We start from the raw sequence: 21,429 nt of genomic DNA, 5'->3' as shown, positions 1-21,429 counted from the left end.
TTTCCTTGGCGAATGCCTGCATCGTAGGCAGGCTATTGGTCTGTTGTAAGAGCCATTGAAGGCCAATTTCATAGGTCCATTGCCATGCCCGATCCGACCACACCGTCGCTGCCTTTCAACCCGGCCGGTATAGACCTTGACCGCCGCAAGGGCCTGAGTCGTCAGCTTTATCAGGCCTTGCGCCTGCGGGTACTCGACGGGCGCCTGGCCAGCGGCACGCGCCTGCCGGCCAGTCGTGATCTGGCAGCAGCGCTGGCGATCTCCCGCAACAGCGTTGTGCGTGCCTACGATCAGCTGTATGCCGAAGGCTTTATCGAGGGGCGAGTCGGGGACGGGACTTATGTGGCGCATTTGCCACGCTCGGCGGTGCCTGCGGAAAAACTGTCCACAAAAATATCCACAGGCCTTTCAACAGACTTGTCCACAACCTTATCCACAAAAAACGTCGATTCCACTGGGAATTTATCCAGCAAAGTTATCCACAGTGGTGCGATGCAGCGGCTTGAACAAAATCATCTGCCAACGCCGCCGAGCGGTCAGCCACGTGCATTCAGAGTGGGCGTTCCGGCGTTCGACCTGTTCCCGTTCGACGTCTGGGCCAAGCTGAACGCGGCGTTCTGGCGCAAGCCCGATCTGCAGCAACTGTGTTACGGCGACCCGGCAGGCGACGCGCGGCTTCGCGGACTGATTGCGGCCTATTTGCGCAGTTCACGCGGCATGCAATGTTCGGCTGAGCAAATAGTGATCACCAGTGGCGCGCAGCAAGGAATCAGCCTTTGTGCACAGTTGCTGGTGGAGCCTGGAACAGGTGTGGGCATCGAAAATCCCGGCTACCGCGCAGCGGGTCATGCCTTCGCGCTGGCAGGGGGGCGATTGCATGGCATTGCCGTTGACGATGAGGGGATCGACTGCGCAGCGCTGGCGGCCGCCGAAGATTGTCGGGTGGCGTATGTCACGCCGTCTCATCAGTACCCGACCGGCGTGGTGATGAGCCTGGCGCGGCGCCTGGAATTGCTGGCCTGGGCGGAGCGTACCGGCGGTTGGGTCATCGAGGACGATTATGACAGCGAGTATCGCTACACCGGGGCACCACTGGCTCCGTTGGCTGCGCTCGACCGCCAGGGCCGTGTACTTTACGTCGGCACTTTCGGCAAGGTCGCGTTTCCGGCACTGCGCCTGGGATATCTGGTGTTGCCGCCCGGGCTGGTGAAAGCGTTTGCGCATCGGCGCGCGGTGGATGTCCGGCACTCCGAAGTGAGTACCCAGGCGGTGATGGCCGAGTTCATGGCGGCAGGGCACTTTCAGCGGCACATCCGACGAATGCGCCGGGCAGCCCTGAGTCGGCGCAACACCCTGATCAACGGTTGGCCACAAGGTCTGGCCGGTGTGGGGCAGTTGCCGGCCGTATCGGCCGGACTGCATCTTGCGGTGACCGTCGAAAGCATGGTCCGTGAACGACAATTGATCGAACAAGCCGCCAGCGTGGAGGTGGAAGTTCAGGGCTTGAGCAGTTACTGGCTGCCGGACTCGGCAACGCCGATCGATCAGCGTGCCGGTCTGGTACTGGGATTTGCCGCAGTGCCGGAACCGGCGATAGAGTCGGCACTGGCCCGCTTGCGTCAGGTCTGGGTCGGATAGTCGCGTCAGGTGGCCGTCCGTGGCGGCCTGTCGACATTAACTGAAGAACATCGACGACGCCTGCGCGTGACTGATCTCGCTACGATAAATGGCGATCAGTTCCTGACCTGCATTGTCCTGTTCGATGGCGCCTCCCAACCGTCTTTGTGCAACGGTCTTCAAATGTGCGGCGGTAAACGATCCGACGGGATCCGCCATACTGGCGTAGTGGAAATGGGCGTACCACAGTACCTCGCGGGTCCTGCGATCAAGCACCTCGTACTCGTCCAGATAGTCTTTCCCGGGCCCTTTGAGTCGACGCCGGGTGGTGACCCTGGCAATGTCCACTTCGCCCTCACTTTTGAGCCACTCCACCCGTGCCGCCGTGGGTGGTTGCTCCTTGATCATTCTGATGCGCGTGTTGCGGCCTGTCTCATGAAGCGTGCTGACTGCGCTTTCGAGGGCGTTGCGCAGAACCATGGCCGCGCTGTCCGGCTTTTCGGTGCGGTTGCTGGCAAGCAGCGACTGATCGATGTGTTTGATGACTTCCCGCAAACGCCCGGCATGTTGCTGGTAGAGGTCCTGTATCTCGGCCGGGATTCTGGGAGCACGACTGATCTGGGCCTGCACGCGCCTGTCGAACGCGGCTAGTCCGTCGAGTAACGCCTGGCCGTCGGCAAGGCTCTCGGTCAGCCTGGGCGCGGGCTTCTCCGGTACGGAGCGCGACGTGACTCGGCGCAACCATACACCGGGGGATTTTTCATGGAAGGTGGCAATGACCTTGCCGGTCAGCGGCGCCTTGACGTCTACCAGTCCGGTGTCCCGGCCAGCGGTGCTTTTGCGTGGTTCACCGACAACCGTGCCCTTGAAGCGGGTCTTGATGATCTTTTTGGTGGGCGTCGTTACGGGTCTGGACGGGCCGGGTGCCGGCTCGACGAGGCGTCGTTCCTGCAGTAGACGCGTGAGATGGTTCAGCGTGTCCTGACTGAACTCGGCGACACGTGTGCGCACATGTTCCAGGCGATCGGCAATGACGTGTTCGGGATATTCGGCGACGAGATCGATAAAACGCTGATCGATGGTGGAAAACTGTTGGGCCAGCATGTCCATGGCCTCGATCCGTTCTCCGAGGTTGAGCAGACTTTCATCGCCGCTCAGATCCAGCGCGCTGCGGATGTTGAGGCTGGCGTCATCGATCAGCCGGTCCAGGCTCATCTGTGCGTCAAGGCTGGGGATGGATGCTTCTTTCAGGCAAAGGTGTTCGGCCAATGTAATCTGCAACAGTTTGAGATCACTGAGTGTAAAGGGCGGCAGCTTGGCCTTGTAGACACGAGTGACTTCACAGGCTTCCCTGCCCAGCAGGCTGAGTTCCTGAAAACGCGAATTGGCGAGCTCGATCTTTTCGATCATGCCCTGCGTCATGTCCGTCATGCGGGTGAAGGATGCCGAGCGCTCAGGGTTATTCAGGGGCTGCTCTTCATCCAGCAGTGTCAGCGTGGTGCTCAAACCGTCGCGAAAGTCCCGGGTGTGCTCGTCTAGCCAGGACTGCATCAGAAACAATTGCAGCGACAGTCGCTCGACGATGGCGGCGCGATAGTTCGGAACCGGTTCCAACGCATTCAGTGCCTTGAGTTCCTGAGTGTGGGCAGCGTACGCCCTGATCTGTGAATCCAGGGTGTCAAGAAAGTGCTGACGCGCAGCCGGTGCAGCATCCGGGGGAGCGCCAAGCATCGCCTTGCGCACATTGATCAATTCCTGCTGTTTGTCCTCCAGGGTGGCTTCGAAGGCGGCCAGCGCGACTTTTTTTTCGTTCAGGCGCCTTTGGTTCTCCTGCTGCATTTTTTTGCGCCGGCTGCCAGCCCGCCTCCCCGCAGACGCAATCGCAGATCGATGAACCACTGGCCCCCTGTGTTGTGGATCAGCAGCGGCCCCGCACGAATGACCCGTTGGCGCGAGTCAATGATCTGGATCTGTTCATCGTCGTTGATGGACACCTCGAACCAGCGCTCGCCTACAGGCGCATACCATCGGGATTCATGGCTGAAGAGGTGTTGGTGCGGTCCCGCGCTCGCGGGGCCGACGAGCGGCGCCGGCTTCTCGACTTCAAGTGTGTCGAGGAACATGCCGAGTGACGGCTTTGACCGACTCAGGGCGCTCACGGTGACCAGTGATGGTTCATGTGCCGATGGAAAAACCGCTCCGCCAATGTCCGCAAGACGCGTGACCTTGGGCTTGAACGGTATGGGTTTCTCCTTCGGGGTGATGACCGTTCGATGTTGAGTCTGTCGGCTGGACGCTGCCCGGTGGGCGAGGATCATGCCCAGCGTGAGCAATACGTCGGTCAGGGCCGTCCATTCGATGGTTCCCGGTTGTTCGTTCTGCGCGTCGATCAAGGTTTGCATGTCATCCATGATTTGCCAGATCCACGCGGCGGTGCCAATGCTGCGACCCAGGAAGGGCAAGGCGGTATTGAACAACATCCAGCCACCGCGCTTGAGCGTTGCCCAGCGTGCTTCGGCGTTGGACACGGACTGACGGTCTGCCTGAGTGATCATGGCCTGTACATTGGCATTGAACAGCGCTGTCACTACATCCGCTTCGATGGCATTGTCCTGCGCCAGTGAGACCGGACCGGTCATGTCCAGCGCGACAGTCGGGTCGACCAGCAATTGCGGGAGAGTCCATATCGACATCAGCGTGCCGGGAAACACGTACTGGGAATAATTGAAGCGCACGTCGTCAGGCAACCAGGCCAGTACCGATTGCCGGAGGGAACTGGAGTGCTGGATCGCATACAGCAAATTGGTCTGGCCCGGATACTGGATCAGCGGCGGGTCGAGCAATGGTCGATAGAGCAGGCATGGACCCTTGTCGGTATCCTCGGGACCAATGGTGAACATGTTGGCCACGGTGTCGGTGTTGCCGTTTGTGCGATGGGGCTGGAATGCCAGCGGGCGGACCACAATCCTTTGACCGTTCACCAGCCGGTCAGCGGGGGCCGTGGCGAGGGCGGCGATGACATAGCGATAACCCTGCTCATCCAGGCCTGCTGCCCCTCGGATCTTGCACTGCAACGCCAGCAGTGCCAGCTCGATCGGCAACTGATCGGTGTACAGCTGGCCCAGGGCAGGAGCCTCGATCGGATCTTCGATCAACCGGCGCTTGAGCATGGCGGGGTAGAGATTGCCGATGTCCATCGTGGTCACCAGGGTTTCCAGATACTGCGGGGTCATCCAGTCCGGAGTCGGTGAGCCGTCTGCGTGGCGAACAGTCTTGATGCCCATCGGCAAACCGGCGAGGTTTTGCAGCGCCAGCTCGATGAGCGTCAGTGTCAGGGTTTCTGTCTGCCCCGGCACGACGAATGTACCCCACACGACCAGGCTGGTGATGGTGATCTCGATATTTTCGACCCTGATGTCGGGCGTCGTCGGATGGTCCTTGCGAATCTGCGCGGTCAACTGCTCCACGGTGTAGGCGTGGAGCGTGGGAATCTCGTGTTGAAAGGATTTGCCGCGGGTGTGGTTTTGCAGGATTGCCAGGTCCAGCAGGTGCCGGCTGTAACAGGTCTGATCAGCCGTGGAGGCGCTGTCCAGCCAGCGTGGCAGCAGCGGCCGCAGCTGTTCGAAATCAGACGCTGCCCGTGTGTTCGCTGTCAGGCTTTCGCCGTCGGGGAAGGCTGAGGTATCGCTTGCGCGCTGCGACAGGTCGAATGAACCGATGACATCCGCATCCAGCGCCAGCAACGTGCAGGCCTGCTGATCGAAGAAGTTGCCTTCGGGCTCGAACAGTCGCCATTTCAAGTGTTCTGTGCGAGTCGTCCGGGCCAGCAGGTCTGCCAGCGCCTCACCGAGGTCATCGAATGAATCGAAATCGCGAAACCCCCGAGTGATGGAGTGAGTGGTGATGATTGTGCGCTGGCCCGAAGTTCCTGCCAGCACTGCAATCGGCAGCACATTCAGGTGCCGGTCTCCAGTACGGTGTTCCCGGTCGACATCGATCAGGCACGCTCGTGTCTTGTAAGGATCGATGTGCAGCCGCTGTTGTTTGTCGGGAAACCGGTACAAGGCTCTGGCCATGGCCAGTCGTTCGGCGTCCCATCCTTGTGAATCGACGACGTTCCACTGCTCCCGCAAGGCATCCGACAACTGATACCAGCGTGGCTCATCAGCCCGGGTGGCGGTGTTCCAGTAGGCGATTTGCTGCTCCTGGTACGCCACGAAGAGGAGCGTTGAGAGTTCGTTGACCAGGCGACCCACAGCTTCGATCTTTACCGGCAGATGAATGACCGGTCCGCCCCCCGGTTGTCGCGTCAGAAAGTGTTCGCCATCCAGCCAGGTCACCGTAGTGCCATGGACGCCCAGGCGTACCAGGACGTCGGTCAGTGATTCGAACTGCTCAGGTCCGGCGACGACGCGATCCTCTTCGATGCGCCAGGAAGGGGTCACGACGATTGCCAGTTGCGGGTCGATGTCGAGATTCGGGTACAGAGCGTTCAGCGCCGGGCGCAACGCATTCGATGCTGCGTCCCTGAGTGACGGTCCGGACAGCAGCCGGGTTTGCAGATCGACGATATCGGGGCGAAGAGTTTCAGGCATGTCCGTGTCCTTGTGTGTCGGTAGCGGCGCTCTCCTGCAACGCCGGGATCGGGACACGTTAAGGACTTGCTGACGGCACGGTGCGGTACATGGTTATCGCAAAAAAAGACCCGCCAAGGCGGGTCTTTCGGTGGCTGACGTCAGGTGCCGGACTTGATCCTGGTCCACGCCCGGGTGCGTGCCCGCTCCGCATCCCGAGGCAACGGTTGCAGGGTATACAGCGTATTCATCGCCGCATCGGTCGGGTACAGATTCGGGTTGTTGCGGATCGCCGGATCGACATGCTCGGTGGCGTCCTTGTTCGGGTTCGGGTAACCGACAAAATCGCTGACCGGCGCGATCACCTGCGGTTGCAGCAGGTAGTTGATGAAGGTGTAGGCGTCCTGCGGGTTCTTCGCGCCTTTCGGGATGGCGAGCATGTCGAACCAGATCGGTGCCCCTTCCTTCGGCAGGCGCATGTCGACCACCACACCGTTTTTCGCCTCTTTGGCGCGGTTGGCGGCCTGGGAGAAGCTGCCGGAGTAACCGACCGCGACGCAGATGTCACCGTTGGCGATATCGGCCATGTATTTGGACGAATGGAAATAGGTCACGTGCGGACGAATCTTCATCAGCAGCGCTTCGGCCCTGGCGTAGTCCGCCGGGTTCTTGCTGTTGGGATCCAGACCCAAGTGTCGCAGGGCCAGCGGCAGGATCTCCGACGGCGAGTCGAGCAGAGCGACGCCGCATTGCTTGAGCTTGCTGATGTTTTCTTCCTTGAAGATCAGATCCCAACTGTCCACCGGCGCGTTGTCACCCAAGGCAGCCTTGACCTTTGCCGGGTTGAAGCCGATCAGGATGGTGCCATACATGTAAGGCACGGCGAATTTGTTGCCCGGGTCGTTGGCCTCGATCAGCTTCATCAGTTTCGGATCGAGGTGGTTCCAGTTCGGCAACTGGCTGCGATCCAGCGGCTGGAACACCCCGGCCTCGATCTGCTTGGCCAGGAACACGTTGGACGGCACCACCACGTCGTAGCCGGAGTTGCCGGTCAGCAGCTTGGCTTCCAGCGCTTCGTTGGTGTCGAAGATGTCGTAGACCAGTTTGGTCTGACTGTTCTGCGCCTTGAAATCCTCCAGTGCCTTGGGGGTGATGTAGTCGAACCAGTTGTAGACGCGCAGGGTGCGTTCTTCGGCGTGGGCCACGCCGCTCAGCAGCGCCGCGCACAGCGCGGGAGCGATGAAGTGCTTGAGACTTTTCATGACTCGAAACCTTCCAGCACGTTCACCGCATTGATGCCGATTTCTTCCACTGCGTAGCCACCTTCCATGACGAACAGGGTCGGTTTGCCGAGGGCGGCGATGCGTTTGCCCATGGCCAGGTAGTCCGGGCTGTCGAGCTTGAACTGCGAGATCGGGTCGTCCTTGAAGGTGTCGACACCCAGCGACACGACGATGATGTCGGCACCGAAGTTTTCGATCTCCCGGCAGGCCTGACCCAGCGCAGCGCTCCAGACATCCCAGCCGGAGCCGGCCGGCAGCGGATAGTTGAAGTTGAAGCCCTCGCCGGCCCCTTCGCCGCGCTCGTCTTCGTAACCGAGGAAGAACGGGAATTCCGCTTCCGGGTGGCCGTGGATCGAGGTGAACAACACATCGCTGCGCTCGTAGAAAATCGATTGGGTGCCGTTGCCGTGGTGGTAGTCGACGTCGAGGATCGCGACCTTCCTGTGGCCCTGATCGAGGAAGGCCTGGGCGGCAATGGCAGCGTTGTTGAGGTAGCAATAGCCGCCCATCAAGTCGCCGGCAGCGTGGTGTCCCGGTGGACGGCACAGGGCGAAAGCCCCACGGGCGCCGCGCTGGATTTCCGCTTGAGCGGTCAGCGCAACCTGCGCTGCGCTGTACGCCGCTTGCCAGGTGCCAGCGGTGATCGGCGCGCCGCCGTCGAAGCTGTAATAGCCAAGCTGGCCGTGCAGGCTGGTGGGTTTGACCTGACGCAGGGTGCGCGCCGGCCAGGTGTAAGGCAGCAAGTCGCCGTCGGTGTTGAATTCGGTCCAGCGCGCCCAGGCGCCTTTGAAGAAATCGAGGTAATCGCGGCTGTGGATGCGTTCGATCGGTCCGAGGCCAAAATCCTTCGGCGCTTCGACCGGGCCGAGGTTTTGGGTTTTTACCCGTTGCAGCACGTGGTCGGCGCGGGACGGCATCTCGAAGCAAGGCTTGAGCTGGCCGTCGATCAATTCGCAGCGGCCATGGTGCAGATGGTGATCGTCAGAGTAGATCGTCAGCATTTGTTGTTCTCCGCAGGGGCTGATTCGGTGGGCCCCAGTGTTGCGGCGTAGCGCGCATCGGAAAACGGCCAGAGAGGCCAAAAGGGGATCGATATGGCCAAAAATGCTGACCTGATATCGCCCCTCGACGGTTTAACCGTGTGGACGGAACTGACTGGGTGCCACGCCGCTCCAGCGCACGAAGGCATGGCGGAAGCTTGCGGTCTCGCTGAAACCCAGGGTTTCGGCGATGCGGTAGATGGGTAGCTGATCCTCGCAGAGCATCTGTTTGGCTCGCTCGAAGCGCAGTTCGTCGAGCAGTTCCTGATAGCTGCAACCCATGTCCTTCAGATGCCGGCGCAAGGTGCGTGGCGAGCAGTTCATCTGCTGCGCCAGACCTTCCAGCCCCGGCGCGGCGTTGAGTTGCGCGCCGAGCAGCTGGCGGATACGCCCGAGCCACGCCTGACGACCGGTGAACTCGATGTTCTGTTTGCGGCAACGCTCGGCCATGGCCTGGTGGGTGATGATGTCGGCCAGTGGCAGCGGTTGGTCGAGCCAGCGCCGGTCGAAAGCGAAGGCATTGTCCCTGGCACCGAAGTGCAGAGGGGCATTGAAGTGTTCGGCGTAGCTGTCGCGGTAGTCCGGAGCGGCGTGCTCGAAACGGGCGGCCAGCAGTGGCAGTGAATGACCGAGCAGGTCGTCGCAGATGACTTTCAGCGACACCAGACAGAATTCGGCATTGAACACGGCCATCGCCGGACTCTCGCGGTAATCGGCGGCGACGAACCAGACGCGCTCGCCGTCGTCCTCCAGGCTCAGTTCGAAAAGTGTTCCCAGCAGCGCCGGATAACGGATCGCCAGCCGCAAGGCGTCACCGAAGGTGGCACAGGTCAGTAGCGCGTAACCGAGGATGCCGTAGCAGGAAACATGCATGCGTCGGCCCAGCTCCAGGCCGATGTCGTGCTTGAGCGCGACGGCGTTGGCGCACACCTGCATTTCCTGATTGGTGGTGATGCGGGTGTCGGCCCGGCTCAGATCCGCCGCGCTGATGCCGCTGCCGGCCAGCAGCGCTTCGCTGGAAAGGCCTTCGGTCTTGAAGGTGTTGAGGATCAACGAGACCGCATTGAGCGTCGTGAGGTGGGAGTGGAGCATGGGATCTTCCAGCCTTGGGGTGCTGGAAACGGCAGCAAGTTACATGCCGGGCCCGTGGGAGCGACGGTTGCTCCCACAGCCGGTTGCGATCAGATGAGCTCGCCGCACAGGTCGAGTTCGACCAGGCGCCGCACTTCAGCCGTCTCGAGACCTGCACCCAGCAAGGCATTCAACTTGCCGAACGCTGCTTCGCGAGTCATGCCGCCACCGGACAGCACGCCAACGCCCCGCAAGCGGCTGCCGGCTTCGTAGATATCCAGCTCCACGCCGCCCTCATGACACTGCGTGACCGCAACCACCACGACACCTTTATCCCGTGCCCGACCGAGGCTGGCGAGAAACTCCGGGTTGTCGCTCGGCCCGGTGCCGCTGCCGTAGCACTCCAGCACCAGACCCTGAATGCCGCTGACGAGCAAACCGTCGATGATCTCGGCGCCGATGCCCGGGAACAGTGGCAGCACTGCAACCCTGGCCAGTTGCCTCGGCTGGTTGTAGTTCAGTGCTGCCGGCAGGGACGTGGCTTTCACGCCGCCGCCCTGACGCTCCAGACGTTTGAACGGATGACGGCCGAAGCTGCGCACTTTTGCGCAACGGGTCGGAGCCAGCAGCTCGCCGTGGAAATACAGATGCACGCCCGGCGCCAGGCCGTGGCCGAGGGCGACCAGCGCGCCGCTGAGGTTTTCCCAGGCGTCGCTGTCGGTAACGCCGGCCGGCAGCATCGAGCCGGTGAAGCACACGCGGGCATTCAGGCCCAGCAGCTGGAAGCTCATGGCGGCGGCGCTGTAGGCCAGGGTGTCGGTGCCGTGCAGGATCAGCACACTGTCGCAGCCTTGCACATCGACGGCGTCGACCACGGCTTCACGCAGTTGCTGCCAGTAGACCGGCGTCATGTTGGCGCTGTCGATCAGCGGCGCCATTTCGCGAAAGCGCCACTGCGGCACGATCAGCTCGGGCTGGCTGTGCAGGTAGTCGCGCATCCGCGCTTCGAAACCGGAAGCCGGCGCCAGGCCGTTCGCGCTGGCCTGCATGCCGATGGTGCCACCGGTGTACAGCACCATGACGTGCCGGGCGGCAGGGTAGGTCGAGGAATTCATGGGGAGTTCTCCGAAACGATGAGTTCCTGTGGGAGCAAGCTCGCTCCCACAGTTTTTCGAACTGTAACTGACGGGCGCAGGGGATGCGCCCGTCATTCACCCATCAGCGTTGCGCTGCAGGGATGCCTTGCGCCTGAGCGTCCGCCTTCGCAGCAACCGAGGAGTCGGTTGGCCAGGCTTTCAGGTCCAGGTCCAGATCGCTGAACTTGCTGGCGTCGAACACCGGCTGGTCGACACCAGCACGGCGCTGCTCGTCGTAGTCGCGCATTACGCGCAGACCGACCTTGAACAGCATGGCCAGGGCCATCAGGTTGACGAAGGCCAGGCAGGTCATGGTGATGTCGGCGAAGGCAAACACGGTCGACAGGTCCTGCATCGAACCCCATACCACCAGCGCCAGTACCAGACCACGGAACGTCATCAGCACAGCGCGGTTGCGGCTGAGGAACTGCAGGCTGTTTTCGCCCAGGTAGTAGTTGTAGAGGATGCAGGTGAAGACGAACAGCGACAGTGCCACGCTGACGAACAGGCGGCCCCAGTCACCGACCACGGCGGCCAGCGAGTTCTGGGTCAGGACGATACCGTCACCTTCGAAGCCCGGCGTGTAGAAGCCCGACAGCAGGATCAGCAGCGCGGTGCAGGTGCAGATCACGAAGGTGTCGAGGAACACGCTGAAGGCCTGGACCACGCCCTGGGCGCCCGGGTGCTTCACCGCAGCCACGGCAGCGACGTTCGGCGCACTGCCCAGGCCCGCTTCGTTGGCGAACACGCCACGCTTCACGCCCATGACGATGGCGCTGCCAAGCAGGCCGCCGAAAGCCGGGTCGAGGCCGAAGGCGCTCTTGAAGATGGTTTCCAGCATGGCCGGCACGTGTTCGATCTGGGTGCCGATCACATACAGAGTCACGGCGATGTAGGCCAGGGTCTTGATCGGTACCAGCAGGTCGGACACCGCAGCGATGCGTTTGATGCCACCGATGAAGGTAATGGCCAGCAGCACCGCCAGGACGATACCGGTGTGACGCGGGTCGAAGGCGAAGGCGTTCTGCAGCGAATGGGTCACGGTGTAGGACTGCAGGCCGATGAAGGCGAAGCCGTAGGTCACCAGCAGCAGGATGGAGAACACCACCGCCATGCCTTTGAGCTTCAGGCCGTGCTGGATGTAGTAGGCCGGACCGCCACGGTACAGACCGTCACCGTCGGCGCGCTTGTAGACCTGGGCCAGGGTGCATTCGAAGAAGCTGCTGGACATGCCGACCAGAGCGGTCACCCACATCCAGAACACGGCGCCCGGACCACCGAGGGTCACGGCGATGCCGACACCGGCGATGTTGCCCGCACCGACACGGCCGGCGAGGCTGAGCATCAGGGCCTGGAACGAGCTGAGTTGACCGGCGTTGCCTTTGAGGCTGTCGCGGAACACCGCGAACATGTGGCCGAAGTGACGCAACTGGACGAAACGCGAGCGAATCGTGAAGTAGCTACCGAGCCCGACAATGAGCACGATCAGTACTTTCCCTGAGAGGAAGTCGTTGATGACTTCGAGCATGGATTTTTCCTCGCTGTTTTTTGTGTAAGCAAATACTGGATGGTCGGAAACATCGCGTTACACCGGTGTGCGTGCGGCACAACAGGCGAGGCGAAGGTTCGTCCCGGTTCCATATCGCGGGTTTGTTATTAGTTCGGGTTTCGCATGGGTTATGGCCTCGTTACCGACGACCGCTCACGCGAAGAGGGGCGGCACTATACCGATCAGTGCGGCGCCCGTCTGCACGGTTGTGGTGCAAGCGACGAAACGAAGCTTTGAAACACCCGACGTTACCGGCGTCGGGTTTGTCTGAAAGCCGGTGTTCAGCCAGCTTTCATACATACGGTTCTCAGGTTCAAACAGTTAAAAAAAAGGGCTTGGGGAGAGTCCCCCAAGCCCTCAAAAGGTGAGAGGTGTCTAGTCCCTCGACCTGGTGAGCGGTGCTACGAGTAACGCGTCGGATCAGGCCTTCAGAGGCACCAGACGCGGAGCAATCATGTTTTCCGGGCGCAGGATGTCGGCGAGCATGGCATCGTCGAGCAGGCCTTCCTCACGCACCAGTTCCAGCACGCCGCGGCCGCTTTCGAGCGCGATACGGGCGATGCGGGTGGCGTTTTTGTAGCCGATGTACGGGTTCAGCGCGGTAACCAGACCGATCGAGTGTTCGACCAGTTCGCGGCAGCGGGCTTCGTTGGCGGTGATGCCGACGATGCAGTGCTCGCGCAGCATGTCCATGGCGCGTTGCAGCAGACGGATCGAGTCGAGGATCTTGAAAGCGATCAGCGGCTCCATCACGTTCAGTTGCAGTTGGCCGCCTTCGGCCGCCATGGTCAGCGCCAGATCGTTGCCGATGACCTGGAAGGCCACCTGGTTCACGGCTTCCGGAATGACCGGGTTGACCTTGCCTGGCATGATCGAGCTGCCTGGCTGACGCGCCGGCAGGTTGATTTCGTTGATGCCGGTGCGCGGGCCGCTGGACAGCAGGCGCAGGTCGTTGCAGATCTTCGACAGCTTGACCGCCGTGCGCTTGAGCATGCCGGAGAACAGCACGAAGGCGCCCATGTCGGAGGTGGCCTCGATCAGGTCGGCAGCCGGTACCAGCGGTTGACCGCTGATCAGCGCCAGACGCTGTACCGCCAGGGCCTGATAGCGCGGGTCGGCGTTGATGCCGGTGCCGATCGCGGTGCCGCCCAGGTTCACTTCGGTCAGGACTTCCGGAGCCAGCGTCTTCAGACGGGCCAGGTCTTCACTCATGGTGGTGGCGAAGGCGCGGAACTCTTGACCCAGGGTCATCGGCACGGCGTCCTGCAGCTGGGTACGACCCATTTTCAGGACGTGATTGAATTCTTCACCCTTGGCCGCGAACGCCTGGATCAGGCTGTCGAGGCTGGCCAGCAGCGCGTCGTGACCCAGCAGCAGACCCAGGCGGATCGCGGTTGGATAAGCGTCGTTGGTCGACTGCGCCATGTTGACGTCGTCGTTCGGGTGCAGGTACTGGTATTCGCCTTTCTGGTGACCCATCGCTTCCAGCGCGATGTTGGCGATCACTTCGTTGGCGTTCATGTTGGTGGACGTACCGGCGCCACCTTGAATCATGTCGACCACGAACTCTTCGTGGAAATCACCGCGGATCAGACGTGCACAGGCTTCGCTGATGGCAGCGTGCTTGGCTTCGCTCAGGTGGCCCAGCTCACGGTTGGCGTCAGCGGCGGCCTGTTTGACCATTGCCAGGCCGACAACCAGTTTCGGGTAATGCGAAATCGGAACGCCGGAGAGGCGGAAGTTGTTCACCGCTCGCAGGGTCTGGATGCCGTAATACGCTTCAGCAGGGACTTCAAGGGAGCCAAGCAGATCGTTTTCTGTGCGGAAAGATGCAGCGGAGGACATGATGGAAATCATCTCGATATGGACCCGGTCTGTGCCGGAACGCTGCGAATCCTAGGCTTCTGCGATTTTTTGGGCCAATGCTGTTAAACACTGCCCTATGCATATTCGGCATAATGCCCGTGTGACGCCGCGTGCGCGGCAGACGTGTGACCTGTTTTGGTGCGTGTCCGGGAGGAGTGATGAATCTGGAAAGCAAATGGCTTGAAGACTTCAGTGCTTTGGCCGCTACCCGCAGCTTTTCGCAGGCGGCCGAACGGCGCTTCGTGACCCAGCCGGCGTTCAGCCGGCGGATCCGCAGCCTGGAGGCCGCGCTCGGCTTGACGCTGGTCAACCGCTCGCGCACGCCGGTGGAGCTGACGGCGGCAGGGCAACTGTTTCTGGTGACCGCGCGCACTGTGGTCGAACAGCTTGGCGAAGTGCTGCGCCATTTGCATCATCTGGAAGGCGGGCAGGGCGAAGTCATCCAGGTCGCGGCGGCGCACTCGCTGGCGCTGGGCTTTTTCCCGCGCTGGATCGCGCAGCTGCGTAACGAAGGCCTGAACATCGCCACGCGGCTGGTGGCGACCAACGTCGGCGATGCCGTGCACGCGCTGCGTGAGGGTGGCTGTGATCTGATGCTGGCGTTCTACGACCCGGATGCAGCGATGCAGATGGACCCGGAAATCTTCCCCTCGCTGCATTTGGGCCAGACCGAAATGCTCCCGGTGTGCGCGGCGGACGCCAACGGCAAGCCGTTGTTCGATCTGGAAGGTGACGCCAGCGTGCCGCTGCTGGCCTACAGCGCCGGAGCGTTTCTCGGGCGATCGGTGAACGGTTTGCTGCGTCAGCGTCAGCTGCGTTTCACCACGATTTATGAAACCGCCATGGCCGACAGTCTGAAAAGCATGGCCCTGGAAGGCCTGGGTATCGCCTGGGTTCCGCAATTGAGCGTGCGGAATGAACTGGCCCGGGGCGAACTGGTGGTGTGCGGCGGCCCGCAGTGGCATGTGCCGCTGGAAATTCGCCTGTACCGCTGCGCGCTGGTGCGCAAGGCCAACGTTCGGCTGTTGTGGCGCAAGCTGGAAGGCGGCGCGGCGCAAGCTTCCTGAGCCACCGCAGAGCCCATTGTGGGAGCAAGCTCGCTCCCACAGGGCATTTGCGGTGTTCTGTCACTGACCTTCGAGTCAATAAAACCGGGCTTTTGCGGCAGATGACAGATGGTCGCAACGGGGGCTGTTTATTGCTTTCTTTGCGGTATACTGCGCGGCCTTCGGCCGGTTCGTCCGGCCATTTTTCCTACAACAAGCCACGCAATCTGCGTGGCTTGTTGTTTTTGACGCGCCTGCGGGCGCCCAGAGAGAAGAGGCGCGACGATGAGTGCACTGGTTGGCGTGATCATGGGCTCCAAGTCCGATTGGTCCACCCTTAGCCACACCGCCGATATGCTGGAAAAGCTCGGCATCCCGTACGAGGTCAAGGTGGTTTCCGCCCACCGCACCCCGGATCTGCTGTTCCAGTACGCCGAAGAGGCCGAAGGCCGCGGCATCGAGGTGATCATCGCCGGTGCCGGTGGCGCAGCCCACCTGCCAGGCATGTGTGCGGCCAAGACCCACCTGCCGGTGCTGGGCGTGCCGGTGCAGTCGTCCATGCTCTCGGGCGTCGATTCGCTGCTGTCGATCGTGCAGATGCCGGCGGGCATCCCGGTTGCCACCCTGGCCATCGGCAAGGCGGGTGCGATCAACGCCGCGCTGCTATCGGCGAGCATCCTGGGCGCCAAGCATCCACAATTCCACGCGGTACTGAAGACCTTCCGTGCCGAGCAGACAGACAGCGTCCTGGACAATCCAGACCCACGTATTGCCTGAGGGTGTCGAGATGAAGATCGGTGTAATCGGTGGCGGCCAGTTGGGTCGCATGTTGGCCCTGGCGGGTACTCCGCTGGGCATGAACTTCGCATTCCTCGACCCGGCGCCGGATGCTTGCGCCGCTGCGCTGGGCGAACACCTGCGGGCCGATTACGGCGATCAGGATCACCTGCGGCAACTGGCCGATGAAGTCGATCTGGTGACCTTCGAGTTCGAAAGCGTCCCCGCCGAGACCGTGGCCTTCCTTTCGCAGTTCGTGCCGGTCTACCCGAGCGCCGAAGCCCTGCGCATCGCCCGCGACCGCTGGTTCGAGAAAAGCATGTTCAAGGACCTGGGGATTCCGACCCCGGCGTTCGCCGACATCCAGTCGCAAGCCGACCTGGATGCCGCCGTCGCGTCGATCGGTCTGCCGGCCGTGCTGAAAACCCGCACCCTGGGTTACGACGGCAAGGGCCAGAAAGTCCTGCGCAAGCCGGAAGACGTGGTCGATACTTTCGCTGAACTCGGCAGCGTGCCGTGCCTGCTGGAAGGCTTCGTGCCGTTCACCGGTGAAGTGTCGCTGATTGCCGTGCGCGCCCGCGATGGCGAGACGAAATTCTATCCACTGGTGCACAACACCCACGAGAGCGGCATTCTCAAACTGTCGGTCGCCAGTTCCGATCACCCGCTGCAGGCCCTGGCTGAAGACTATTCCAGCCGCGTGCTCAAGCAACTGGACTATGTCGGCGTGATGGCGTTCGAATTCTTCGAAGTCGACGGCGGCCTCAAGGCCAACGAAATCGCCCCGCGCGTACACAACTCCGGGCACTGGACCACCGAAGGTGCCGAGTGCAGCCAGTTCGAAAACCACCTGCGGGCCGTTGCCGGTCTGCCGCTGGGGTCCACCGCCAAGGTCGGCGAGAGCGCGATGCTCAACTTCATCGGCGTCGTGCCGCCGGTTGAAAAGGTCATCGCCATCGACGATTGCCATCTGCATCACTACGGCAAGGCCTTCAAGGCCGGGCGCAAGGTCGGTCACGCCAACCTGCGCTGCAAGGACAAGGCGACCCTCGAGCAGCAGATCCTCAAGGTCGAGGCGCTGATCGCCGAGTAACGAGAGTTTCATCTGGCAGCGGCGGAACCATTAAGGGGCCGCCGTTCTCTGATGGCAGGATGCCAAAGTCTGACTAGGCTTTTGCATAACGACCAATTCAGAGGGAAATGCCATGGGAATTATCGGAACCATCTTTATCGGCCTGATCGTCGGCCTGCTTGCGCGGTTCCTCAAACCGGGCGATGACAGCATGGGCTGGATCATGACCATCCTGCTGGGTATCGGCGGTTCGCTGGCAGCCACCTACGGCGGCCAGGCCCTGGGCATTTATCAGGCGGGTCAGGGCGCAGGCTTCTTCGGCGCGCTGGTGGGTGCGATCATCCTGCTGGTGATCTACGGCCTGATCAAAAAGAACTGATCCAAAGCGACAAGGCCCTCTCCGCCAAACCCGGGGAGAGGGCTAGAATGCTCGGCGATTGACCGTTTCCTCCTTCTACGAGCATCTCCATGCGCCGTTTTCTGTTGACTCTCCTTTTGCTGGGCTGCGGTCTGGCCCATGCCGGCGAACTGCCGGAAACCGACTGGCTGGAGCTGATGCCCAAGTCGGATCAGAAAGCCCTCGAGGCCATGCCGGAAATCGACCACAACTCCCCGGAAGCCACCGGCACCTTCACCCAGAAAGGCGGGATGAAGCAGGCCAAGGGTTTGCCGGCGGTGATGTATTCGACCAAGACCGTGGCGTCGATGAACGACAAGCACATCCGCATCGGGGGTTACCCGGTGCCGCTGGAATCCGACGCCAAGGGCCGTAGCACGTTGTTCTTCCTGGTGCCGTACCCGGGCGCGTGCATCCACGTGCCGCCACCGCCGCCGAACCAACTGGTGCTGGTGCGTTATCCAAAGGGTCTGAAGCTGGATGACATCTACACGCCGCTGTGGGTGACCGGCACGTTGAAGATCGAAAAGGTCAGCAACGATCTGGCCGATGCGGCTTATGCGCTGGACGCCGACAAGGTGCGGGTGGTGCAGGAGTCCGATCTCTGATGGTCACCGCAAAACAACTGTGGGAGCGAGCCCGTTCGCGAAAGCGCTGTATCAGATCCTGAAAGGGTGGCTGACGTAACGCATTCGCGAGCAGGCTCGCTCCCACATTTTGTTTACGGTATCGATTGAAGCGGCTTGCTGCCGACGCTGACACCCAGGGTGTGACTGGCCTGCGGTGCCAGGGTCACCACGTCATCCATCACATTCGCCGTCTCGATGCACAGCATGCGCTGCCAGCCGTCGTTGTCCATGTCGCTGAACGCGGCGGCACGGTCGATCCACGGGTTCCAGATCACGGCGCTGCGTGAGCCGGTTGCCGTCAGCACGATGCGCCGCTCCCAGGCGGGATCGACGATGCTCAAGTGCGGCGGAGCATCGAGGTAGATGCGGTCGGTTTCCCCGGCAAAACGTAGATCGCCTTGCTGGTGGTGAGTGTTCCAGTCGTCCAGCGTCTCGATGTAATCCAGACCTTCCACCCCTTCGACGCGCACGTTGCGCACATCGCTGACGGCGAAATAACTGTGCAGCGCCTGGCTGATGCTGACCGTATCGGTGCCACGGTTGTGGCTGGTCAGGCTGATGTGCAACTGATCGTCGAGGCGCAGGGTCAGCGTCAGGTCGACCTGATGCGGCCAACCGGGAAACCCGCCTTCGGGGCAGGGCAGGGTGAATTCCACCTTCAGGCTTTCGCCCTCGGTTTCGATGCCGCCCAGTTCCCAGTCCGTTGCCCGGACAAAGCCGTGAGCCGCCGCCGGCTCTTCGCTGACACGCATCGCCTGCACGCTCTGCGGGTTGCGGGCGAAGACGCCGAACCACGGCCAGCACACCGGCACACCGGCGCGGATGCTTTTGCCGGTCTTGAACACGGCCTTGTCGTTCAGCCAGATCAGCGGCGGCTGGCCGTCCACCTGATAACTGAGGATGTGCGCGCCTTGCTGGGCCACCAGCACTTCGGCCTGACCGTGGCGGATGCGCCAGCAGTTCAGTTCATCCAGTTTCACGGCTTCAACATTGGGCGTGTTCATGGGACAACTCTCGAATCAGCAACTTGGGACGACTATCGACCTGCGAACGGGCGCAAGGTTTAACGTGCGCGCGGTGGAACCGAACGAGTGCGACCGCTGCCATCGATGGCCACGAACACGAACACGGCTTCGGTCACTTTACGCCACTCGCTGGACAACGGATCGTCGCTCCACACCTCGACCATCATCTGGATCGAGCTGCGGCCGATTTCCAGGGTCTGGGTATAAAAGGACAACTGCGCGCCGACAGCCACCGGCACCAGAAACGCCATGCGATCGATGGCAACGGTCGCAACACGACCACCGGCGACGCGGCTGGCCATCGCCGTACCGGCCAGGTCCATCTGCGCCACCAGCCAGCCGCCGAAAATATCGCCAAAGCCGTTGGTTTCGCGGGGAAGTGCGGTGATTTGCAGGGCCAGGTCGCCTTGCGGGATCGGATCTTCTTGTTCGAGTTCTATCATGCCGGGGGTGCCTCGGACCCGTGACTCTTCGTTTGGTATTGCTGGTGGTAGCCGTCTTCAGGAAAAACGATTCAGCACCGAACATACTACGTTCGTCACGTTTTCCATAAGGCAACTGAAGGGAAACTCTGCGAAACCGGCTGCCGACACTGTGAGAACTACTGCGCTCAGCAATCCTGCGTCAAAAACAGGCTCGGACTGCTCATTTACAACCCGTAAACTCCGCGTCCAAGCCTGTTTTTTCCTTGTCTTGCTTTCGCTCGCTACGTTCTCACAGCGTCGGATGACAGCAACGTTTTCGCACAGCAACCCCTTACAAGCCGGAGCAGGATTGCGAGTATATCGGTCGGTAGACTCCGCGACGACCATCCGGTTCTCATTTCGGCCGTCAAATGCGCGCCTCTATGTGCTTTTTCGAACAATTTGCTATGGTGCCGAACCTGCCCGAGCCACAGCCAGCGTTGTTGTGGCGGCAGATCCGACTATAAGAGAAGACCTTGCCATGACCACAGCGCCCTCGAGCATCGCGCAGCCGGACCAGCCCGCACGACCCCTGACCCGCAATGACTACAAGACTCTCTCGCTATCGGCCCTGGGTGGCGCGCTGGAGTTCTACGATTTCATCATTTTCGTGTTCTTTGCCACCGTGGTCGGCAAGTTGTTCTTCCCCGCCGACATGCCCGAGTGGCTGCGCCTGATGCAGACCTTCGGCATTTTTGCCGCCGGCTACCTGGCGCGGCCGCTGGGCGGTATCGTCATGGCGCATTTCGGCGACCTGCTGGGGCGCAAGAAGATGTTCACACTCAGCATCTTCATGATGGCCGTCCCGACCTTGATCATGGGCCTGCTGCCAACCTACGCGCAGATCGGCCTGTGGGCGCCGATCCTGCTGTTGTTGATGCGCGTGATCCAGGGCGCGGCGATCGGCGGCGAAGTGCCGGGGGCATGGGTCTTCGTTTCCGAACACGTCCCCGGCAAGCACATCGGCTATGCCTGCGGCACCCTGACCAGCGGCCTGACGGCGGGCATCCTGCTCGGTTCGCTGGTCGCCACCGCGATCAACAGCATTTATACACCGGTGGAAGTCTCGGATTACGCCTGGCGGATTCCGTTCCTGCTCGGCGGCGTGTTCGGCCTGTTCTCGGTCTACCTGCGCCGCTGGCTGCACGAAACCCCGGTGTTCGCCGAACTGCAGCTGCGCAAGGCCCTGGCCGAAGAAGTGCCGCTGCGCGCAGTGCTGCGTGACCATCGCGGGGCCATCGCGGTCTCGATGCTGCTGACCTGGCTGCTGTCCGCCGGCATCGTCGTGGTGATCCTGATGACCCCGACCGTGCTGCAGACGGTCTATCACTTCTCGCCGACGGTGGCGCTGCAATCCAACAGCCTGGCCATCGTATTCCTGAGCTTCGGTTGCATCATTTCCGGCGCACTGGCGGATCGCTTCGGTGCCGGTCGCGTGTTCGTGTTCGGCTGCCTGGGTCTGCTGGCCAGTTCCTGGACCTTCTATCACAGCCTCGCCGATCACCCGGGCTGGCTGTTCCCGCTGTATGCGCTGACCGGTTTCCTGGTCGGCACCATCGGCGCGGTGCCATACGTGATGGTCAAGGCATTCCCGCCGGTGGTGCGCTTCAGCGGTCTGTCCTTCTCCTATAACGTCGCCTACGCGATCTTTGGTGGCCTGACCCCGATGGTGGTCAGCCTGCTGCTGAAAGAAAGTGCGATGGGGCCTGCCTACTATGTGGCGGTGCTGTGCGGGATGGGGATTCTGGTCGGCGGGTGGCTGTGGAGCAAAGATCGCTGAGTCCTCCCATACGCTGATCGTTCCCACGCTCCCGCGTGGGAATGCATCCTGTGACGCTCCGCGTCACGTCTTGAAGCCGGACGCCGAGCGTCCCTGGCGGCGT

17 protein-coding genes are annotated in these 21,429 nt (G+C 61.7%); 7 read left to right on the top strand and 10 right to left on the bottom strand.

The features are described from left to right. Window positions 1–84 precede the first annotated feature (84 nt). Window positions 85–1,638, top strand: coding sequence for a MocR-like pyridoxine biosynthesis transcription factor PdxR (gene pdxR, locus BBF94_RS20945; RefSeq protein ID WP_065260874.1), 1,554 nt, complete (start codon window positions 85–87; stop codon window positions 1,636–1,638). Window positions 1,639–1,674: 36 nt separating this feature from the next. On the opposite strand, the gene BBF94_RS28310 is transcribed toward pdxR, so the two are convergent. The 8 genes from BBF94_RS28310 to aspA all read right to left on the bottom strand — a co-directional run bounded on the left by BBF94_RS28310 (window position 1,675) and on the right by aspA (window position 14,115). Continuing rightward, entirely contained in the window at window positions 1,675–3,456 is a 1,782-nt protein-coding gene (locus BBF94_RS28310; RefSeq protein ID WP_318656120.1) for a hypothetical protein, read from the bottom strand. After that, complete coding sequence (locus BBF94_RS28305; RefSeq protein ID WP_318656119.1) at window positions 3,429–6,212, bottom strand: dermonecrotic toxin domain-containing protein; 2,784 nt, start codon at window positions 6,210–6,212, stop codon at window positions 3,429–3,431. Before BBF94_RS28305 ends, BBF94_RS28310 begins: the two co-directional genes overlap by 28 nt. 140 nt (window positions 6,213–6,352) lie before the next feature. Next, window positions 6,353–7,453 (bottom strand): polyamine ABC transporter substrate-binding protein, encoded by a 1,101-nt coding sequence (locus BBF94_RS20935; protein WP_065260873.1) that lies wholly within the window; start codon window positions 7,451–7,453, stop codon window positions 6,353–6,355. Then, complete coding sequence (locus BBF94_RS20930) at window positions 7,450–8,475, bottom strand: histone deacetylase family protein (protein WP_065260872.1); 1,026 nt, start codon at window positions 8,473–8,475, stop codon at window positions 7,450–7,452. Before BBF94_RS20930 ends, BBF94_RS20935 begins: the two co-directional genes overlap by 4 nt. A gap of 132 nt (window positions 8,476–8,607) precedes the next feature. Then, window positions 8,608–9,606 (bottom strand): AraC family transcriptional regulator, encoded by a 999-nt coding sequence (locus BBF94_RS20925; protein WP_065260871.1) that lies wholly within the window; start codon window positions 9,604–9,606, stop codon window positions 8,608–8,610. An 89-nt stretch (window positions 9,607–9,695) separates the two neighbouring features. After that, window positions 9,696–10,700, bottom strand: coding sequence for an asparaginase (locus tag BBF94_RS20920; RefSeq protein WP_065260870.1), 1,005 nt, complete (start codon window positions 10,698–10,700; stop codon window positions 9,696–9,698). 103 nt (window positions 10,701–10,803) lie between these two features. Next, window positions 10,804–12,249, bottom strand: a complete 1,446-nt coding sequence (locus BBF94_RS20915) for an alanine/glycine:cation symporter family protein (protein WP_065260869.1) — start codon at window positions 12,247–12,249, stop codon at window positions 10,804–10,806. A gap of 441 nt (window positions 12,250–12,690) precedes the next feature. Further along, complete coding sequence (gene aspA / locus BBF94_RS20910; protein WP_065260932.1) at window positions 12,691–14,115, bottom strand: aspartate ammonia-lyase; 1,425 nt, start codon at window positions 14,113–14,115, stop codon at window positions 12,691–12,693. 179 nt (window positions 14,116–14,294) lie between these two features. Here aspA and BBF94_RS20905 point away from each other — a divergent pair, with 179 nt between their 5' ends. From BBF94_RS20905 to BBF94_RS20885, 5 genes are all read left to right on the top strand, one after another. Then, entirely contained in the window at window positions 14,295–15,203 is a 909-nt protein-coding gene (locus BBF94_RS20905) for a LysR substrate-binding domain-containing protein (protein ID WP_065260868.1), read from the top strand. Window positions 15,204–15,467: 264 nt separating this feature from the next. Then, window positions 15,468–15,959 (top strand): 5-(carboxyamino)imidazole ribonucleotide mutase, encoded by a 492-nt coding sequence (gene purE / locus BBF94_RS20900; protein ID WP_003229641.1) that lies wholly within the window; start codon window positions 15,468–15,470, stop codon window positions 15,957–15,959. 10 nt (window positions 15,960–15,969) lie between these two features. Continuing rightward, window positions 15,970–17,052 (top strand): 5-(carboxyamino)imidazole ribonucleotide synthase, encoded by a 1,083-nt coding sequence (locus tag BBF94_RS20895; protein ID WP_065260867.1) that lies wholly within the window; start codon window positions 15,970–15,972, stop codon window positions 17,050–17,052. Window positions 17,053–17,164: 112 nt separating this feature from the next. Then, the gene (locus BBF94_RS20890) at window positions 17,165–17,410 is read left to right on the top strand and encodes a GlsB/YeaQ/YmgE family stress response membrane protein (protein ID WP_065260866.1); all 246 of its coding nucleotides are present in this window, start codon (window positions 17,165–17,167) and stop codon (window positions 17,408–17,410) included. A gap of 89 nt (window positions 17,411–17,499) precedes the next feature. Then, window positions 17,500–18,036 carry a DUF3299 domain-containing protein gene (locus BBF94_RS20885; protein ID WP_065260865.1) on the top strand — a complete coding sequence of 179 codons (537 nt, stop codon included), beginning with the start codon at window positions 17,500–17,502 and terminating at the stop codon, window positions 18,034–18,036. 113 nt (window positions 18,037–18,149) lie between these two features. Here the strand turns inward: BBF94_RS20885 and BBF94_RS20880 are convergent, their stop codons facing one another. Continuing rightward, window positions 18,150–19,061, bottom strand: coding sequence for a D-hexose-6-phosphate mutarotase (locus BBF94_RS20880; RefSeq protein ID WP_065260864.1), 912 nt, complete (start codon window positions 19,059–19,061; stop codon window positions 18,150–18,152). 59 nt (window positions 19,062–19,120) lie between these two features. After that, window positions 19,121–19,525 carry an acyl-CoA thioesterase gene (locus tag BBF94_RS20875; protein ID WP_003229628.1) on the bottom strand — a complete coding sequence of 135 codons (405 nt, stop codon included), beginning with the start codon at window positions 19,523–19,525 and terminating at the stop codon, window positions 19,121–19,123. 502 nt (window positions 19,526–20,027) lie between these two features. On the opposite strand from BBF94_RS20875, the gene BBF94_RS20870 reads away from it, so the two are divergent. Next, window positions 20,028–21,326 (top strand): MFS transporter, encoded by a 1,299-nt coding sequence (locus BBF94_RS20870; RefSeq protein ID WP_065260863.1) that lies wholly within the window; start codon window positions 20,028–20,030, stop codon window positions 21,324–21,326. Window positions 21,327–21,429 lie beyond the last annotated feature (103 nt).

The organism is Pseudomonas bananamidigenes (assembly GCF_001679645.1).
Classification (GTDB): Bacteria; Pseudomonadota; Gammaproteobacteria; order Pseudomonadales; family Pseudomonadaceae; genus Aquipseudomonas; species Aquipseudomonas bananamidigenes.
The sequence above is the reverse complement of the archived record's forward strand: the minus strand, read 5'-3'. Positions and strand labels throughout refer to the sequence as shown.